The sequence below is a fragment of the Janthinobacterium sp. GMG2 genome (genome assembly GCF_033949445.1).
In the GTDB taxonomy this organism is placed as follows: Bacteria; Pseudomonadota; Gammaproteobacteria; order Burkholderiales; family Burkholderiaceae_D; genus Janthinobacterium; species Janthinobacterium aestuarii.
This window is the reverse complement of the sequence record NZ_JAXAWA010000005.1, coordinates 342,955-359,390: the sequence shown is the minus strand read 5'-3', so window position 1 is coordinate 359,390 and position 16,436 is coordinate 342,955. Positions and strand designations below refer to the sequence as shown.

At 65.3% G+C, this 16,436-nt stretch carries 12 protein-coding genes; 7 read left to right on the top strand and 5 right to left on the bottom strand.

Features of this window, described 5'->3' with window-relative positions; translation table 11 throughout:
* Positions 1–79: 79 nt before the first annotated feature.
* Entirely contained in the window at positions 80–487 is a 408-nt protein-coding gene (locus SKZ59_RS20130; protein WP_034786036.1) for a GlcG/HbpS family heme-binding protein, read from the bottom strand.
* A 59-nt stretch (positions 488–546) separates the two neighbouring features.
* A complete protein-coding gene (locus SKZ59_RS20125; protein ID WP_070304351.1) occupies positions 547–1,458 on the bottom strand; it encodes a patatin-like phospholipase family protein in 912 nt (303 codons plus the stop codon).
* A 186-nt stretch (positions 1,459–1,644) separates the two neighbouring features.
* On the opposite strand from SKZ59_RS20125, the gene SKZ59_RS20120 reads away from it, so the two are divergent.
* The 4 genes from SKZ59_RS20120 (at position 1,645) to SKZ59_RS20105 (ending at position 6,260) form a co-directional block, all read left to right on the top strand.
* Entirely contained in the window at positions 1,645–2,094 is a 450-nt protein-coding gene (locus SKZ59_RS20120) for a hypothetical protein (protein WP_319992756.1), read from the top strand.
* 56 nt (positions 2,095–2,150) lie between these two features.
* Entirely contained in the window at positions 2,151–2,438 is a 288-nt protein-coding gene (locus SKZ59_RS20115; RefSeq protein ID WP_070304349.1) for a barstar family protein, read from the top strand.
* A gap of 353 nt (positions 2,439–2,791) precedes the next feature.
* Entirely contained in the window at positions 2,792–4,498 is a 1,707-nt protein-coding gene (gene leuA / locus SKZ59_RS20110) for a 2-isopropylmalate synthase (protein ID WP_070304348.1), read from the top strand.
* Positions 4,499–4,667: 169 nt separating this feature from the next.
* On the top strand, positions 4,668–6,260 hold the full coding sequence (locus tag SKZ59_RS20105; RefSeq protein ID WP_319992755.1) for a methyl-accepting chemotaxis protein: 1,593 nt from the start codon (positions 4,668–4,670) through the stop codon (positions 6,258–6,260).
* Between the two features lie 5 nt (positions 6,261–6,265).
* Here the strand turns inward: SKZ59_RS20105 and egtB are convergent, their stop codons facing one another.
* Both egtB and egtD read right to left on the bottom strand, forming a co-directional pair.
* On the bottom strand, positions 6,266–7,501 hold the full coding sequence (gene egtB, locus SKZ59_RS20100; protein WP_319992754.1) for an ergothioneine biosynthesis protein EgtB: 1,236 nt from the start codon (positions 7,499–7,501) through the stop codon (positions 6,266–6,268).
* 7 nt (positions 7,502–7,508) lie between these two features.
* Positions 7,509–8,501, bottom strand: a complete 993-nt coding sequence (gene egtD / locus SKZ59_RS20095; protein ID WP_319992753.1) for an L-histidine N(alpha)-methyltransferase — start codon at positions 8,499–8,501, stop codon at positions 7,509–7,511.
* Positions 8,502–8,812: 311 nt separating this feature from the next.
* Between egtD and SKZ59_RS20090 the strand changes: the two genes are divergently transcribed.
* From SKZ59_RS20090 to SKZ59_RS20080, 3 genes are all read left to right on the top strand, one after another.
* Complete coding sequence (locus SKZ59_RS20090; RefSeq protein WP_034757401.1) at positions 8,813–9,505, top strand: ABC transporter ATP-binding protein; 693 nt, start codon at positions 8,813–8,815, stop codon at positions 9,503–9,505.
* A 178-nt stretch (positions 9,506–9,683) separates the two neighbouring features.
* Positions 9,684–9,971 (top strand): hypothetical protein, encoded by a 288-nt coding sequence (locus tag SKZ59_RS20085; protein ID WP_034757399.1) that lies wholly within the window; start codon positions 9,684–9,686, stop codon positions 9,969–9,971.
* Between the two features lie 274 nt (positions 9,972–10,245).
* Positions 10,246–15,714: a CHAT domain-containing protein gene (locus tag SKZ59_RS20080; RefSeq protein WP_319992752.1), complete on the top strand. Its 5,469-nt coding sequence runs from the start codon at positions 10,246–10,248 to the stop codon at positions 15,712–15,714.
* Here SKZ59_RS20080 and SKZ59_RS20075 read toward each other — a convergent pair.
* The gene (locus tag SKZ59_RS20075) at positions 15,647–16,408 is read right to left on the bottom strand and encodes a GNAT family N-acetyltransferase (RefSeq protein WP_046683713.1); all 762 of its coding nucleotides are present in this window, start codon (positions 16,406–16,408) and stop codon (positions 15,647–15,649) included. The two genes, SKZ59_RS20080 and SKZ59_RS20075, sit on opposite strands and share 68 nt — an antisense overlap.
* Positions 16,409–16,436 lie beyond the last annotated feature (28 nt).

The window sequence follows — 16,436 nt, the reverse complement described above, 5'->3', positions numbered from 1 at the left end:
AGCAGCATAAATCCCCTGCCCCATGAAAAAAGCCGCCCGGCTTGCGCGAGGCGGCTTGCAAAGCAATATCGGTTACTACTTAGGCTGTCAGAGCAGCGATACCCGCTTTCGCGATTTGCGCATCTTCCGCCGATTTCACGCCCGAAACGCCGACGGCACCCACGTAGTGGCCATCGAACACGATGGGCACGCCGCCTTCGAGCAAGCCGTCGATTTCCGGCGCGCTCAGGAACGACACGCGGCCACCATTGATCATCTCTTCATAGATGCGCGATTCGCGGCGGCCCAGCGCGGCCGTCTTGGCCTTCGATGGGGCGATGTGCGACGAGATCGGCGCCACGCCATCCATGCGCTGCAGCCACAGCAGGTGGCCGCCGTCGTCGACGATGGCGATCGTGACCGCCCAGTTATTCTTGACCGCCTCCGCTTCGGCGGCGGCAGCGATTTTCTTTACGTCGTCCAGGGTCAAAATCGGTTTCGATTGCATGGTGCATCCTTGTTATGTTGAAACAAAATTGTATACGAAATGCGCGGTGGCGCTATTCATCACTGCTCGCGTTTGGCTTTCAGCTTTTGCTTGAGCTGCGCCATCACGGCAAAGGTCGCCTGCTCGCCCGCCAGGATGGCCTGGTTGCGGCTGTTGAAATCGTTGCCCTTCATGGTGCCCAGGCTGGGCTGGATCACCACGTCCGCATCTTTCAATTCAAACTGATTGATGCGCTGGCCCATGATGGCGAACGTCTGCATCAGCACTTCCATCGAGCTGATGGCCTTCTGGGTATCCGTTTGCGACGAAATATTCACGGCGATGATGAAATCGGCGCCCATGTCGCGCGCGAAGCGCACGGGCACAGGAGCGACGAGGCCGCCATCGACATAGGTGTGGCCGGCAATCGTCACGGGCTGGAACACGCCAGGCACGGCCGACGAGGCGCGCACGGCCATGCCGGTGTTACCGCGCTGGAACAGGATCGGCTGGCCATTTTTCAGATCGGTCGCCACCACGCCAAATGGAATCTTGAGTTTTTCCAGCGGCACGCCGCCGACAGCCTTGTTGACATAGCTTTGCAGCGCTTCGCCCTTGAGCACGCCGGACGACTTGCCGAACAGGGGCAAGGCCCAGTCGGAAATGGCCGCCTCGTCCATGTCGAACGCCATCTTTTGCAGGGCAAAGCCGGAGTTGCCAGCCGCATACATGGCGCCCACCACGCTGCCGGCGCTGGTGCCGGTGACGATATCAGCCTGGATGCCTTGCGATTCGAGCGCCTTGATCACGCCGATATGCGCGAAACCGCGCGCCGCGCCGCCGCCCAGCGCCAGGCCGATCTTGATCTTGCGCGGCGTGACGACGATGGGTTCGGGTGGCGTCAATACTTGGATGGGTTTCGGGGCGGTGGTATCGCAGCCGGCCAGCACGAAGGCGGCCAGGGCAAGCAGGGTCAGGCGTTTAGGGAGCATGGTGGAGAGGGGAAACCGCGCGCGGCAGTGGCAATAAAGGAGAGCCGATTGTAGCGCAAGCGGGGCCGCCCGCACTGAAGCCCGTCTTAAATGTTTACAAATGACAATGTTCCGAACCGTGCGCGCCACGCCGGCTGCTAGACTGGCCCCTGGCGTCCCACCTCCCCCACTTTCATTAAGCGGCTTATGAAAACAGACCTGTTCCATCTCATCGCGCACCCATGCTTGCTCGTTGCAGCCCTGCTGGGTGCGGCCTGCGCCAACGCCGCCCCCGTCACGGCGACGGAGCGCCAGGATAGCATCGCGGCAAGAATGGAGGGCTTTACTTGTACGGGGAACATACAAATTCCCAATGATACGCAGGAGCACACGATTGAGCTCAGCTTCGACGCCCCCGACCAGCACGGCGCGCAAGGCACCCACCTGGTTGACGGGCGCGGCAAAGCGGGCAACTTTTACGGCTGCCGGCAAAGCGGCGACCGCCTGTCTTGCACATACGACGCAGGGCCGGCCAGCGGCCCGCTGACCATGCGCTTTACTGGCAACTTGACGCAGGTAAAGGGCGAGTTCAATTCCCCTTTTGAAAACAGTGCCACCATGCAATTTTCCGCACGCTGCCAAAAATCGGCGCCGTAGCGGCGTCCAGTCCATTTTGCCGAAACGGACCTGCGGAACTTGCTCAAGGAAATAGGATGAATCGACAAGCCCTCGTGACAATCGACTTGAGCGAGATCAACTCGCCGCGCCAGCTGCATGCGGCCCTGGCTACCGCGCTGGCTTTCCCTTCCTTCTATGGCATGAACTGGGATGCGTTCTGGGATGCCGTCACGGGCCTGGTGGACATGCCGCAACAGATCGAGCTGCGCGGCTGGCCAGCCTTCGCGGCACGGCTCCCTCACGATGCGGCCCAGTTGCAGCGCATCCTGGCGCGCATGGCACAGGAAATGCCCGACGAGGCAGCGCATGTGCTTTACATGTAGCACGGAAACGCTTGACAGCCCGGCCCGACTTCCCTTACATTGAGTGCATGTCCTCCTTCAAACATCCATCCCCTTCCCTGCTGTCGCTATCGCGACTACACCTAGCACGCGCATAAGTTTGCCGCTTTGCTTCGCCTGGCCACACGCCGGCGTGTTTCAAAAAACCCTGGAAGGTTTGATGATGTTTGCACCATCCCCATTCGTACACGTAATCCCCACTGCGACCGCCCCTGCTGGCATCGCAGCCGCTCTGCTACCGCTACCGATCGCTTGCCTGGCCTAGTGTCTCGTGGCCGCCCGGCAAGCTTGCGCCACAACCATTGATTTCCCCCTATTTTCAGGAGTACCCGATCATGATGTTGCAAAACCCAGCTTCCAAATACCGCGCCTTTCCTCCAGTTAAATTGACCGACCGTCAATGGCCGAACCAGATCATCAGCAAACCGCCGATCTGGATGAGCACCGACTTGCGTGACGGCAACCAGTCGCTGATCGAGCCGATGAGCGCGGAAAAGAAGCTGCGGTTCTTCGAGATGCTGATCGCCATCGGCCTGAAGGAAATCGAAGTGGGCTTCCCATCGGCATCGCAGACGGATTTCGATTTTGTACGCAAGCTCGTCGATGAAGGCCGCATCCCGGACGACGTCACCATCATCGTGCTGACACAGTCGCGTGAAGAATTGATACGCCGCACGGTGGAATCCGTCGTCGGCGCCAAGCGCGCCATCGTCCACCTGTACAACTCCGTGGCGCCCGTGTTCCGCAAGGTCGTGTTCGGCATGTCGCGCGAGGAAATCACGAACATCGCCACCACCGGCACCACCCTCGTCAAACAGCTGGTGGCCCAGCATCCGCAAACGGAATGGGGCTTTGAATACACGCCGGAGTCGTTCTCGACGACGGAACTCGATTTCTCCAAGCATATCTGCGACGCCGTCAGCGCCATCTGGAAGCCGACGCCCGCCAACAAGATGATCATCAACCTGCCATCGACCGTGGAATGCAGCACGCCCAACGTGTATGCGGACCAGATCGAATGGATGTCGCGCAAGCTGGCGCGCCGCGATTCCATCATCATCAGCGTGCACCCGCATAACGACCGCGGCACGGCCGTCGCCTCGGCCGAACTGGCCGTGATGGCGGGCGCCGACCGCGTGGAAGGCTGCTTGTTCGGCAATGGCGAGCGCACGGGCAACGTCGACCTGGTGACATTGGCGATGAACTTGTACACGCAAGGCGTGCACCCGGGCCTCGATTTCTCCGACATCGACAGCGTGCGCAAATGCGTGGAAGAGTGCAACCAGTTGCCCGTCCACCCGCGCCACCCGTATGCGGGCGACCTGGTCTTCACGGCCTTCTCCGGCTCGCACCAGGATGCGATCAAGAAAGGTTTCGCCAAGCAACAACCGGACAGCATCTGGGAAGTGCCGTACTTGCCGATCGACCCGGCCGACCTGGGCCGCAGCTACGACGCCGTGATCCGCGTCAACAGCCAGTCCGGCAAGGGCGGCATGGCGTACTTGCTGGAACAGGAATACGGCCTGGTCTTGCCGCGCCGCCTGCAGATCGAATTCTCGCGCGCCGTGCAAGCGGTGGCTGATGCCACGGGCCGCGAAATCGCCGCGCAGGATATCCATGAAATCTTCCAGCAGGAATACCTGGAGCAGACGGCGCCGTACGCCTACGCTTCGCACCGCATGGTGGAAGACACGAGCAGCGACGAATCCGTGCAAATCGACATCAGCCTGTCGCACCGCCAGACGCCGCTGGCCCTGCAAGGCGGCGGCAACGGCCCCATCGATGCCTTCGTCAACGCGCTCGGTCTCGACATCAAGCTGATGGATTACCATGAGCACTCGATCGGCTCCGGCGCCAACGCGCAAGCGGCTTGCTACGTGGAATTGCGCCTCGATAACGGTCCGACCCTGTTCGGCGCCGCCATCGACAGCAATATCGTCACCGCCTCGTTCAAGGCCGTCTTGTCGGCCGTGAACCGCCGCATCAAGCAGACGGACGCCGAAAAAACAACAGCGGCCGACGTGGCTGCCAGCGCCGCCTGAACACGGATCAAGCATCTCTCATAGGGAGAAAAAGCGGTACGGCTTGATCGCCGTGCCGCTTTTTCATTTCTATAAGGCAATTAGTAGTGCAAATCAGGTATCGCCAGCCGTATAATCATTTCATAACAAGACCACCGGAGACAGATCACTAGCTACCGAGGGAATCAGTATGAAATTGACGGATATGAAGATAGGCGTGCGCCTGGGCGCCGGTTTTGGCGTGGTGCTGCTGCTGATGGCAGTGCTGGTAGGCACGGGCCTTTTCCGGCTGGACAAGATCGGCGCGCTCAGCGAAGCCATCATCGAGAAAGACTGGGCCAAGGCCGACGCCATCGCCACCATCCGCAGCACCACGCGTTCGAACGCGGCACTGGTGCTGGAACTGTTCATCCATGAAGATCCGGCCCGCGCCAACGCCATCCACGGTGAAATCGACGCCAACAAGGCCACCATCACCGATGCGCTGACCATCCTCGACCGCCTGATCGTGCTGCCTGAAGGCAAGGAACTACTGGCTACGCTGAAGCAGCAGCGCAAGGCCTATGTCGTCTCGTTCAGCCAGGCCGACAAGCTGCTGGTGGCGGGACAGCGCGCGGAAGCGGCCTCGCACGTGCGCGACGACACCCTGCCCGCCCTGAACCAGTTGCAAAAGACCGTGAACCGCCTGAATGAAATCCAGCGCGGCGTCGTCGTGCATGGCGGCCAGCAAATCAAGCAAAATATTTCCGCAGCCAATGTGCTGATGGCCAGCCTGGGCACGGCCGCCCTGCTGCTGGGCGTGCTCTTTGCCTGGCGGGTCACGCGCTCGATCACCACGCCGATCGCATATGCCCTGCGCGTGGCGCAAGCGGTGGCCGGAGGCGACTTGAGCAGCAAGATTGTGGCCGACGGCAAGGATGAAGCTGGCCAGTTGCTGCAAGCGCTGCGCGACATGAACACCAACCTGGCCACCCTGGTGGGGCAAGTGCGCGGCGGCACGGGCACCATTGCCGTCGCGTCGAGCCAGATCGCCAGCGGCAATGCCGACCTGTCGGCCCGCACGGAAGCGCAGGCCAGCGCGCTGGAAGAGACAGCCTCGTCGATGATCGAACTGACGGGCACCGTGCGCAGCAACAGCGACAATGCGCGCCAGGCCGACAGCCTGGCCCGCTCGGCGTCGGCCATCGCGCAGCGCGGCGGCTCGGCCATGGCGGAAGTGGTCGGCACCATGGACGCCATCAATGCATCGTCGCGCAAGATCGTCGACATCATCGCCGTCATTGACGGCATCGCTTTCCAGACGAATATCCTGGCCCTGAATGCGGCAGTCGAGGCAGCGCGTGCCGGCGAACAGGGACGCGGCTTTGCCGTGGTAGCCTCCGAAGTGCGCAACCTGGCACAACGCTCGGCCGCGGCGGCCAAGGAAATCAAGGAACTGATCGCCGACTCCGTCGACCGGGTCGGCCAGGGCGCGCAGCTGGTCAGCCAGGCGGGCGCCACAATGGATGAAGTGGTGGCCAGCGTGGGCCGGGTCAGCGCCATCGTCGGTGAAATCAGCGTCGCCAACCACGAGCAAAGCGAAGGCATCGAGCAGATCAATGCCGCCATCATGCAGATGGACCAGACGACGCAGCAAAACGCGGCCCTTGTCGAGGAAGCGGCCGCGGCTGCGGCGGCCATGCATGAACAGGCGGGCGAACTGGAAACCCTCGTCAGCCAGTTCAAGCTGGAACAGAATGCCGGAGGCAAAACGCCGCCACCTGCCGTCCCGCGCTTGCACTAAGCCGATTACTCCACCTGGCGTGCCAGGCGGATGCCGGAAAATTGCCAGCGCGCGCCGGCAGGGAAGAAATTGCGGTAGCTGGCACGCGCATGGCCGGCCGGCGTGGCGCAGGACGAGCCGCGCAGCACATACTGGTTCAGCATGAACTTGCCGTTGTATTCACCGAGCGCCCCGGGTGCCGTGCGGTAGCCCGGATACGGCGCGTAGCTGCTGCTGGTCCATTGCCAGCAGTGGCCGAACATCTGCCGCAATCCCGTTCCCGGCGCGCCGGCGGCCTCCGGATGCAGCTGGCCAACTTCCACGGCGGTGCCTTGCGCCGCCAGCTCCCACTCCGCTTCCGTCGGCAGGCGCGCGCCAGCCCAGTGCGCATAGGCGTCCGCCTCGAACAAGGACAGATGCGTGGCCGGCGCCCGCAGGTCGAGCGGGCGCAAACCGAACAAGGTGAATTCCTGCCAGTGTCCCGCCTCGTCGCGCTGCCAGTACAGCGGGCATGCCAGCTGCTGGCTGCGTACCCAGTCCCAGCCTTCGGCCAGCCACAAATGCGCCGTGCGGTAGCCGCCCGCCTCGATGAAGGCGAGAAATTCCCCATTCGTCACCAGCGCGCTGGCCAGTTCGAACGGCGCCACGTATTGCGGGTGGCGCGGCAATTCATTGTCGAAACAAAAGCCATCGCCCGCATGGCCGATCTGCGCCAGGCCGCCGTCGAACGCCAGCCAGGCCGCCGGCTGCACGTGTTCTTGCGCCGGCGCAGGCGCAGTGTCAAGGTAAGCGGGAAACAGGGCGCTCTGCGCCAGCAGGTGCTTGACGTCCGTCAACAGCAACTCCTGGTGCTGCTGCTCATGCTCGAGGCCCAGCGCCAGCAGCATGGTCAGCCGTTCGCGCTCCTCGCGCGCCAGTTCGCCCGCCAGCAGGCGCGCGATGCGCGCATCGACGTCGGCGCGGTAAGCGCGCACCTGGGCCATGCCGGGGCGCGTCAGCAAGCCCCGCTGGGCGCGCGGGTGCTTCTCGCCCACGCCGTTGTAATACGAGTTGAACAGCACGCGGAAGGCCGGGTGGAAGGGCGCGAACGCCGCTTCCATGCTTTCCAGGATAAACGTTTCGAAAAACCAGGTCGTATGCGCCAGGTGCCATTTCACGGGACTGGCGTCCGGCATCGACTGGGCACCGCAATCCTCGTCGGACAGCGGTTCGGCCAGCAGCAGCGAGTGCTGGCGCACCTTGTTGTAGTGATCGATCAGCATCTTTTTCTTAGTCCCTGATCACGCGTGCGTAAATCACGGCAAACCACTGCTGCGGGTCCGTCCAGACTTGCACGGTGGAAAACCCGGCCTGCTCCAGCAAGCCGACGAAGCTGGCGCGCGTGTATTTGTAGCTATCTTCCGTATGGATACGCTCGCCTTTCGCGAAACGCCGCTGGCCGCCTTTCCAATGGACAAGCTGCTCGCTGCGCGCTTCCAGGTGCATTTCCACGCGGCGCTCGTCGGCGTTGAAAAAGCCGTGGTGCTGCCACGCGCGCACGTCGAAGTCGGCGCCGATCAGGCCGTTCACGTGGCGCAGCATGTTCAGGTTGAAGGCGGCCGTGACGCCCAGCGCATCGTCATAGGCGGCGTCGAGGATGGCGTCGTCCTTGATCAGGTCGACACCGATCAACAGGCCGCCATCGCCGTCCGCATTCGCGCGCAGGCGGCGCAAAAAGGCGGTCGCTTGCTCAGGCGCAAAATTGCCGATCGACGAGCCGGGGTAGAAGAACAGGCGTCGCGCGTCGCGCACGCTGTCGGGCAAGTCCAGGCGGCTGGAGAAATCCAGGCCCAGACCCGTCATCTCGATGTGCGGAAAGCGCTGCTGCAGCCGGCTCAGCGATTCGCTGAGGAAATCGTAGGAAATATCCACGGCCACGTACTGGGCCGGATGCAGCAGCGGAAACAGGCTGGCGGCCTTGGCGCAATTGCCCGCTCCCAAGTCGATCAGGGTGCTGCCCGGCCCCACGGCGTGCGCGATCTCGGCGCCGTGGCGGGCGAAGATGGCCGCTTCCGTGCGCGTCGGATAGTACTCGGGCAAGGCGCAGATGGCTTCGAACAGTTTCGAACCGAGCGCGTCGTACAGGTATTTGGGCGAGGTCCAGGCATCGCGCGCCAGCAGGCCGCTGCTGATCTCGGCTATCGTGGCAGGAGTGGCGCTGGCCGCTTCTGCGTTGCTGGCGGGATACAAATTGGACTGCTGTTGCGCAAGTGGCATGGTCATGGGCTGGCGTCGTCAATATTAGGTTCACGAAGGGCTTGCACGGTCAGCCAACGGGCGCGCCGCCCCTGCCATAGCGGTTTGCAGGCGCCTTGCCGATGACTTTTTTCCATCATAACGGAATCCGCACAAGCCAGCCGTGCGGCAGGTAACTTAAGGTCAAACAGGCTGCGCACAGAAAAATTGGTATTACCAAGCAAAAAGCATAAGCCTGTCGTATACTACACATTGCCGGCCAAACAATCCGCGCGCCATTGCAGTTCCCAGGCCCCCCTCTCCCCCGCGTGCCTCCCTTTACGGTAACCGTTAACACCATGCTCGAATTGCGCCATCTGTCGAAGTCCTATGCCAATGCCCGTCCCGTGCTGGCCAACATTTCCTGCCGCTTCAAGGCCGGGGAATTCATCGCCATCATGGGCGACTCGGGCGTGGGCAAGTCGACACTGCTGAACCTGATCGCCGGCCTCGATACGCCCGACGCGGGTGCCGAAGCGCACCCTATCCTGGTGGACGGCATTGCCATGTCCAGCCTCGATGACGCCGCCGCGACCCGGCTGCGTCGCGCCCGCATGGGCTTTATCTTCCAGGCGTTCCACGTCTTGCCGCACCTGACCCTGCTGCAAAACGTGGCCCTGCCGCTGCTGCTCAACGGACTGCCCCAGGAGCGTGCCGCCAGCATGCTCGAGGCCGTCGGCCTGGGCGGACGCGGCGGCGACTTCCCGCAGCAATTGTCGGGCGGCGAAATGCAGCGCGTGGCCATCGCCCGCGCGCTCGTCCACAAGCCGGCGCTGGTGCTGGCCGATGAGCCGACCGGCAACCTCGACCCGGACACGGCGCACAGCATCCTGCAATTGCTGCGCGCCGAAATCAAGGCCAACGGCAGTTGCGCGATCATGGTCACGCATTCGCTGGCCGCCGCCGAAATGGCGGACCGGACCATGATCCTGACGAAAAGCGGATTACAAAATACAACAATCGTCAACCAAATTGATCAAACAATCAGTTAATTTAACTGACCATCTGTCACAAGTTTTGTTATCGTAGTATTATTTAAACACTTGCCTGGTTATCAATGTTGTAACGCGAATGTTGTCACGTCACCCAGACAGCCGTACTGCGATGACGAACTATAGCCGGGACCATATAAAGTGGTCTCGTCCCTTGCATAACCTGAAGGAGGAGTAAATGAACGTTCGGCAAAAGAAGCTGGAAATGATTGAAGCGATGAACCGGGCGCGTGCGCTCGAACCATCGAGTTTTGTGCCCAACAAGCTGCTCGATACCTTGATCGAGAAGTTGAACTTGAAAAATGATGCGGAACTGTGCCGTGTCCTGGAAGTTCAGCCTCCCATCATCAGCAAGATTCGGCACGGAAAACTGTCGGTCGGTGCAACGATTTTATTGCGCATGCATGAAAAATCGGACATCACCATCCGCGAACTGAAGGAACTGTCCGCCACGCCAGTCCATTGAAGCACCCGCTGTTGTAATGCCATGCCAGGCACCCCAGGTTCCCGGCGCAATGAACTTTTGCCATACAATTCGCGTAGTTCGCTCACCGCACAACATCCGAGCACGATAGCGAAGAGACCCAGCCCAAACCATGCTGACCGTTTCTCTGCCCTCCCGCTCCAGCAAGCCCTCTCCAGCTTCTCCCCCCCTGCATTTCCACGCAAACTTGATCTGACACAACACGCATAGTCCCAGCAGGCATCAAGGTCAGCTTTTAACCAGCGATCCCAACCGCATGTCCAGCGATCCCCTTGCGCCGTCCGTGCTGCGCCTGACGCTCACGCGCGATCCCCTCGCCAGCGCCGGCGACTGCCCCGCCGCGCCCGGCTGGCACGCCGAAACCCATGTGCTGTCCAGCGCGCGCGGCATCGGCAGCTGCCGCACCATGCTCGATATCGGCCCGGCCGACGTCGTGCAACTGCTGCTGTGCGACGGCAGTTCGCTGCTGGCGGGCAGCCTCGATCTGCCACGCTACCTGGGGCCGGCCACGGTGGCGCGCGACGGCGCGCCCGCCAGCATCGAAGTGGGACTGGCCTTGCGTCCGCAGGCGGCGCGCCAGCCGCCCGGCGCCAGCCGCGACGGCCTGGGCGCCTGGATGCTGCGCGCCGTGCGCGTGTACCGCTGCGGCGCCGCCGCCATGACGGCGCTGGCGGCGGCGGGCGCCTTCCAGGACCGCCAGCTGGAACAGCGCCTGGGCCTGTACCGCTGCGGCATCGAGGCGGGCAGCATGACGGCCGTCGCCAGCCTGCCCGCCGGGCCGGAACCGGTGCTGCTGCTGTTGCACGGCACGGCCTCGTCGACCCGGCGCAGCTTTGGCGGCCTGTGGCGCAACGGCCTGGCGCCGCAACTGGCGGCGCAATACGGCAACCGCATCTACGGCTATGAGCACCGCAGCCTCAGCGACAGCCCCATCGAGAATGCGCTGGCCCTCGTGCGCCAGCTGCCGCACGGCGCCGTGCTGCACCTGCTGGCCCATTCGCGCGGCGGCCTGGTGGGCGAATTGCTGGCGCGCGCGCAGCGCATCGACAGCCGCGGCGCCGTCGACCTGGCCGGCGACGGCCTGGAGCGGCTGAGCGAAAACACGGTGGGTGGCGAAGCGTTCAACAGCCACGATATCGAACACTTCACGGCGCAGGCGCGGCTGGGCGGACGCGGCGGCTACGACGAGGATGCGGCGCGCCTGCGCGCACTCAGCGTGGAACTGAAGACGCGCGCCATCCGCATCGCCCGCTTCGTGCGCGTGGCGTGTCCTGCGCGCGGCACCACCCTGATGTCGGGCCGCCTCGACCGCTGGGCCAGCGTGATGTTCAACCTGCTGCTGCACGGCGGCGTTCCCGACGGCGCCATGGCCTTCCTGCTGGCCGTGGTGCGGCAGCGCTGCGACGCGCGCATCCTGCCCGGCCTGGAAGCGATGATGCCCGACTCGCCGCTGGTAGCGCTGCTCAACGCGCCCGACGTGCGCGTGGCCAGTCCGCTGCACGTGCTGGCCGGCGCCTGCAGCGGCGATGGCTTGCTGGGCTGGCTGGGCGACTGCCTCGGCGACCAGCTGTACGGCGGGCAGAACGACCTGGTGGTCAATTGCGCCTCGATGGCCGGCGGCGCCACGCGCAGCACGCCGGTGCGGCAACTGCTGCTGCGCGGGCCGCACACGCACCACCTGAACTACTTCGAGCGCGCGCCGTCCAGCCAGGCCGCCGTGCAGGTGCTCACCGGCGACGAGGCAGCCTACCAGCCGCTGCCCGGCATCGAGCACGGCCCGCTGGCGCGCGGCGGCGAAGTGCCGAAACGGCGCGCGCACGCGCCCATCGTGCTGCTGCTGCCCGATATCATGGGCAGCCATCTGCAAGTGGGCAGCAACCGCATCTGGTTCGACCCTGTCAACCTCGTTGAAGGACGCATCGAACGCCTGGCCGTGGGCCAGCCGCACATCGTCAGCGCCGGCTGGATCGAATCGTGCTATGAACCGTTTGCCCGCTTTCTCGCGCAAAGCCAGGAAGTGCGGCCTTTTACCTATGACTGGCGATTGTCGCTGCAGGAGTCGTGCCGCGCCTTCCTGCCCGTGCTCGACGACGCCATGCGCGACGCGGAACAGCGCGGACAACCGTTGCGCATCGTCGCCCACGGCATGGGCGGACTGGTGGCGCGCCTGGCCCTGAAAGACCGCTGGCAGCGCTTCGGCGCCCTGCCCGGCAGCCGGTTGCTGCAGGTGGGCACGGCCAACCGCGGCACGCAGGCGATGGTGCAAGTGCTGCTGGGGCGCGACTGGCTGGTGCAGATGCTGGCGTGCTGGATCGGCTGGAAGCACACGCGGCGCCAGTTTCTCGGCTTCGTGCGCGCCTTTCCCGGCGTGCTGGACATGCTGCCGTGGCCGCAGGCGGGCGGCATCGATTATTTCGACCCCGAGGCCTGGGCGCAGCTGGCCGCCGGCGACGCGCAAGCGAACCTGCCCGGCGGCTGGCAGGCGCCCGAGGCCCAAGCGCTGGCTGCGGCGCGCGCCACCGTCGCCTTGCTGGAAGCGGCCCCGCTCGACGCCCGCCTTTGCAGCTACCTGGCCGGCTGCGCCGACACGCCGGTGGCGCTGCGCCTGCGCGACGGCGGCATCGAGACGGCCTGGTCGCCCGACGGCGATGGCCGCACGGCCTGGCAAGGCGCGGTGCCCGACGGCGTGGCGGCCTGCTACCTGCCCGTGGCGCATGGCGACCTGCTGCTGCAAAAAGACTACTACCCGGCCATCGCGCAGCTGCTCGACAGCGGCCAGGCCGCAGCCCTGCCGCGCCACCCGCCGCACGCGCCCGGCGGCGCCCCGCCCCGCTTCCATCCCTACGTGCCCGAGGCGACGCCGCTGTACCCGCAGCCGCAGGAATTGCTCGACGCGGCCATCGGCGCCGCCGGCCCGGCCAGCGCGCCGGAAAGCCGCGCGCCGCAGCTGAGCCTATCCGTCATCCACGGCAGCATGGCCTCGGCCGACGCGCCCGTCATGAGCGGCTGCTACGCGTCCGAATCGCTGCGCGGCAGCATGAGTTTTCTCGACCGCCTGCTGGCGGGCAAGCTGCAGGAAATCCACGCGCTGGGCCGCTTTCCGCAACGCCCCGACTCCGCCCTCGTGGTGCTGCAGCCCGACGCGGCGCGCCGTCCCGGCGGCGCCATCGTCATCGGCCTGGGCGCGCTGGGCGAGCTGACGCCGGGCGAACTGGCGCGCGCCTTTGCCGGCGGCCTGCTCGAATACGCGTGCGTCTGCCTGCAGGTGCGCGCCGCCGGCCACGTGGCCGCGCCGCCGATGGGCGAACACGGCTTGCGCGTGGCCAGCCTGTTGTCCGGTTCCGGCTATGGCGGCTTGAGCATCGCCCTGTGCGCGCGGGCCCTGATCGATGGCGCGCGCAGTGCCAACCGGCGCCTGGAAGACGCGGGCATGGCGTGCCGCATCGGCCACATCGCCATCTATGAACAGTCCGAGGCGCGCGCCATCGCCGCCGCCGTGGCCATCGAACAGATCATGGCCGAAGCGCGCTACCAGGGCAGCTTCACGTTCGAGCGGCGCATCCGCCACAGCCCCGGCGGCTACCGGCGCATCCTGCCCAGCCTGAGCGGCGACAATGGCTGGCGCCGCGTGCAGATCGTCGCCGCCGACCTCTCCGGCGCCCTGCGCTTCACCGTGCTGACGGACCGCGCCCACAACAGCGTCGACGAGGAACCGAACCAGCGGCAGGCCGTCGATGGCCTGATCATGGACGCCACCGACAACACCACCGACCAGCCGGGCCTGTCGCGCGCCCTGTACGAACTGATGCTGCCCAATGGCCTGAAGGCGGCCATCCCCGAAATGCGCGGCCTGATCCTGGCCGTCGACCAGAGCGCCGCCATCTATCCGTGGGAACTGATGCGCGACGAGGCGGGCAGCGAGGAAAGCCCGCTGTCGACGCGCATCGGCATGGTGCGCCAGCTGGCCAGCCTGCGCGAGCAGCCGCCCGCCGTCAGCCCGCCCAGCAACAGCGTGCTGGTGATCGGCGACACCGATTCCGGCCTGCCCGAACTGCCCGCCGCGCAGGCCGAGGCGCAGGACGTGGCGCACATGTTCAGCACGTACGGCTACCAGGTGCGCGAGCTGCTGCGCACGCAGGCCCAGCGCGTGCTCGTGCACCTGTTCGACGAGCGCTATTTCGCCATCCACCTGGCCGGCCACGGCGAAGTGGCCGGCCCCGGCATCGCCCATACGGGCCTGGTGCTGGGACCGAAGACGCGGCTGACGGCGGCGCAGGTGGGTAAATTGAAGCGCGTGCCGCAATTCGTCTTCATCAATTGCTGCCACCTGGGCGACATGCGCCCGGACGCCATCGCGCCGTGGTCGAAACTTGCCGCCAGCCTGGCCACGGCCTTCATTGAAATGGGTTCGCAGGCCGTGATCGCGGCCGGCTGGCGCATCGACGACCAGGCGGCCAGCATCTTCGCGCACAGCTTCTATCACGCCATGCTGAGCGGCGAATATTTCGGCGACGCCGTGCGCCTGGCGCGCGAGGCGGCCTATCTGCAGTTCCCGGCCTCGAACACCTGGGGCGCCTATCAGGCGTATGGCGACGACCGCTACCGCTTTCCGAACACCCAGAGCCGCCCCTGGCAAGCGCCCGACTACCACTACCACGGCCATTTGCTGGCCGACCTGGAAACCCTGCACGCGCGCCTGGCCGGCGCCGATCCTGCGCGCCGCGCGGCCATCGAGGAAAAGCTGGCCAGCATCGAGGAAGCCGTGCGCGCCCGCTTCTTCGGCTGCGCCGACATCCGCGAAAACATGGCCGCCACGCGCGCCGGCCTCGGTGGACTGGAGAACACCTTGCGCGCCATCGAACACTACCGGGCGGCGCACAGCGCGGCCGACGGCAAGGTGGGCTTGCGCGCGCTGGCGCACTGGGCGGAACTGGAGATACGCCAGGGCGCGGCCCTGTGCGGCCTCGATGCGGGCGCCGGCATCGAGGTGCCGGCCGTGCCCGATATGGCGCAGGGACGCCGGTTGCTGCAGGATGGAAAACAGCATATCGACCTGCTGGTGGCGCTGGCGCCCACGGCACAGCGCCTGGCCCTGCTGGGAAGCTACTGGGCCTTGCAGGCGCGCCTGGCCTGCCGCGAAGGAAACCCGGGCGCGCAGGCCCTGCGCGCCATGACGGATGCCTGCCTGGCCGCGCTGGAAGAAGCGCGGCGGCGCAGCGGCGTGGCCGACTGCGACCTGATTTTCCAGGTGCTGGCCGGTGCCCTGCTGCTGAAAGCCCATGGCGACGGCGGCGCCTGGCGCGCGCTCGATCCGCAGCTGGGCGACTTGCTGCACGACGCCATCGCCTACGCGCGCCAGCGCCACGCGGACGAACACCGCGCCATCGACGCCGGCGCCCCCGTGCGCGCCGCACTGCTGGCGGCCCTGTGGCAGGTGCCGGACGGCCAGCCCTTCGACGCGCCCGCGCGCGCCGCTTTCCTGGCCCTGTACCACGACGCCGTGCGGCGCCACGGCAGCATCGGCGAACCCGAAACGATCACGGCGCCGCTGCGCTTCCTGCTTGAACTGCTGCCGTCCGACAGCCCGGACACCGGCTTGCGCAGCGCCGTGCAGGCCCTGGCCGGCCAGCTGCAGGCATCACTTCCCGGCGCTAGCCTTAGCCAGGCACCACCCCGTAATGGCGCGCATAGCGTTCGTCCAGATTCGCCAGCGGCATCATCATGAACATGTCGGCGCTTTCGAAATCAGGATCCCACGCCGGTTCGCCGCAAATCCAGGCGCCCGAACGCAGATAGCCCTTGATCAGCGGCGGCACTTGCGGCTTGTGCGCCGCTTCCACCTGGTGGATAGGGAAAGGCAGGTGCGGCGTGACGCGGTATTCGCTTGGGGCCATGTGCTTTTCGGCCAGCGCCTGGTACACGGCGACGGCGTTATGGCCACCATCGGCCAGGCTGATGCTGGCGCAGCCGACCAGGTAGTCGCAGCGCTCGCGGCGCATGTACTCGGCCAGGCCCGACCACAGCAGCATGATCACGCTGCCGCCCCGGTATTTCGGATGGATGCAGGCGCGGCCCGCTTCGACCATGCGTCCGCGCAGGTTCTTCAGGCGGCTCAGGTCGAACTCGTTTTCCGAATACAGCCGGCCGATCTTGGCCGCCTTGGCCGCGCTCAGCACGCGGTAGGTGCCCACCACTTTCAGGGTATCGGCGTCGCGCACGATCAGGTGATCGCAATGCGCGTCGAATTCATCGCTGTCGAGGCCATCGGCGTTGGCCAGCGACGTCAGCCCCATGGTCTCGATAAACACCTTGTAACGCAAACGCTGCACTTCGCGCAATTCCGCCGCTGTCGTGGCCTGGCTCAGCACCAGTTGGACCGGACGGGCCTTGGCTTCGTTTGATGCGATTATGTTTTGCATGGTTTCATCCCTGTGATCAAGACGACTC

What these genes read in the sequence shown, in the direction of transcription:
- SKZ59_RS20130 (WP_034786036.1), bottom strand. Translation starts at nt 487, where the DNA reads ATGCAATCGAAACCGATTTTGACCCTGGACGACGTAAAGAAAATCGCT.
- SKZ59_RS20125 (WP_070304351.1), bottom strand. Translation starts at nt 1,458, where the DNA reads ATGCTCCCTAAACGCCTGACCCTGCTTGCCCTGGCCGCCTTCGTGCTG.
- SKZ59_RS20120 (WP_319992756.1), top strand. Translation starts at nt 1,645, where the DNA reads ATGAAAACAGACCTGTTCCATCTCATCGCGCACCCATGCTTGCTCGTT.
- SKZ59_RS20115 (WP_070304349.1), top strand. Translation starts at nt 2,151, where the DNA reads ATGAATCGACAAGCCCTCGTGACAATCGACTTGAGCGAGATCAACTCG.
- leuA (WP_070304348.1), top strand. Translation starts at nt 2,792, where the DNA reads ATGATGTTGCAAAACCCAGCTTCCAAATACCGCGCCTTTCCTCCAGTT.
- SKZ59_RS20105 (WP_319992755.1), top strand. Translation starts at nt 4,668, where the DNA reads ATGAAATTGACGGATATGAAGATAGGCGTGCGCCTGGGCGCCGGTTTT.
- egtB (WP_319992754.1), bottom strand. Translation starts at nt 7,501, where the DNA reads ATGCTGATCGATCACTACAACAAGGTGCGCCAGCACTCGCTGCTGCTG.
- egtD (WP_319992753.1), bottom strand. Translation starts at nt 8,501, where the DNA reads ATGACCATGCCACTTGCGCAACAGCAGTCCAATTTGTATCCCGCCAGC.
- SKZ59_RS20090 (WP_034757401.1), top strand. Translation starts at nt 8,813, where the DNA reads ATGCTCGAATTGCGCCATCTGTCGAAGTCCTATGCCAATGCCCGTCCC.
- SKZ59_RS20085 (WP_034757399.1), top strand. Translation starts at nt 9,684, where the DNA reads ATGAACGTTCGGCAAAAGAAGCTGGAAATGATTGAAGCGATGAACCGG.
- SKZ59_RS20080 (WP_319992752.1), top strand. Translation starts at nt 10,246, where the DNA reads ATGTCCAGCGATCCCCTTGCGCCGTCCGTGCTGCGCCTGACGCTCACG.
- SKZ59_RS20075 (WP_046683713.1), bottom strand. Translation starts at nt 16,408, where the DNA reads ATGCAAAACATAATCGCATCAAACGAAGCCAAGGCCCGTCCGGTCCAA.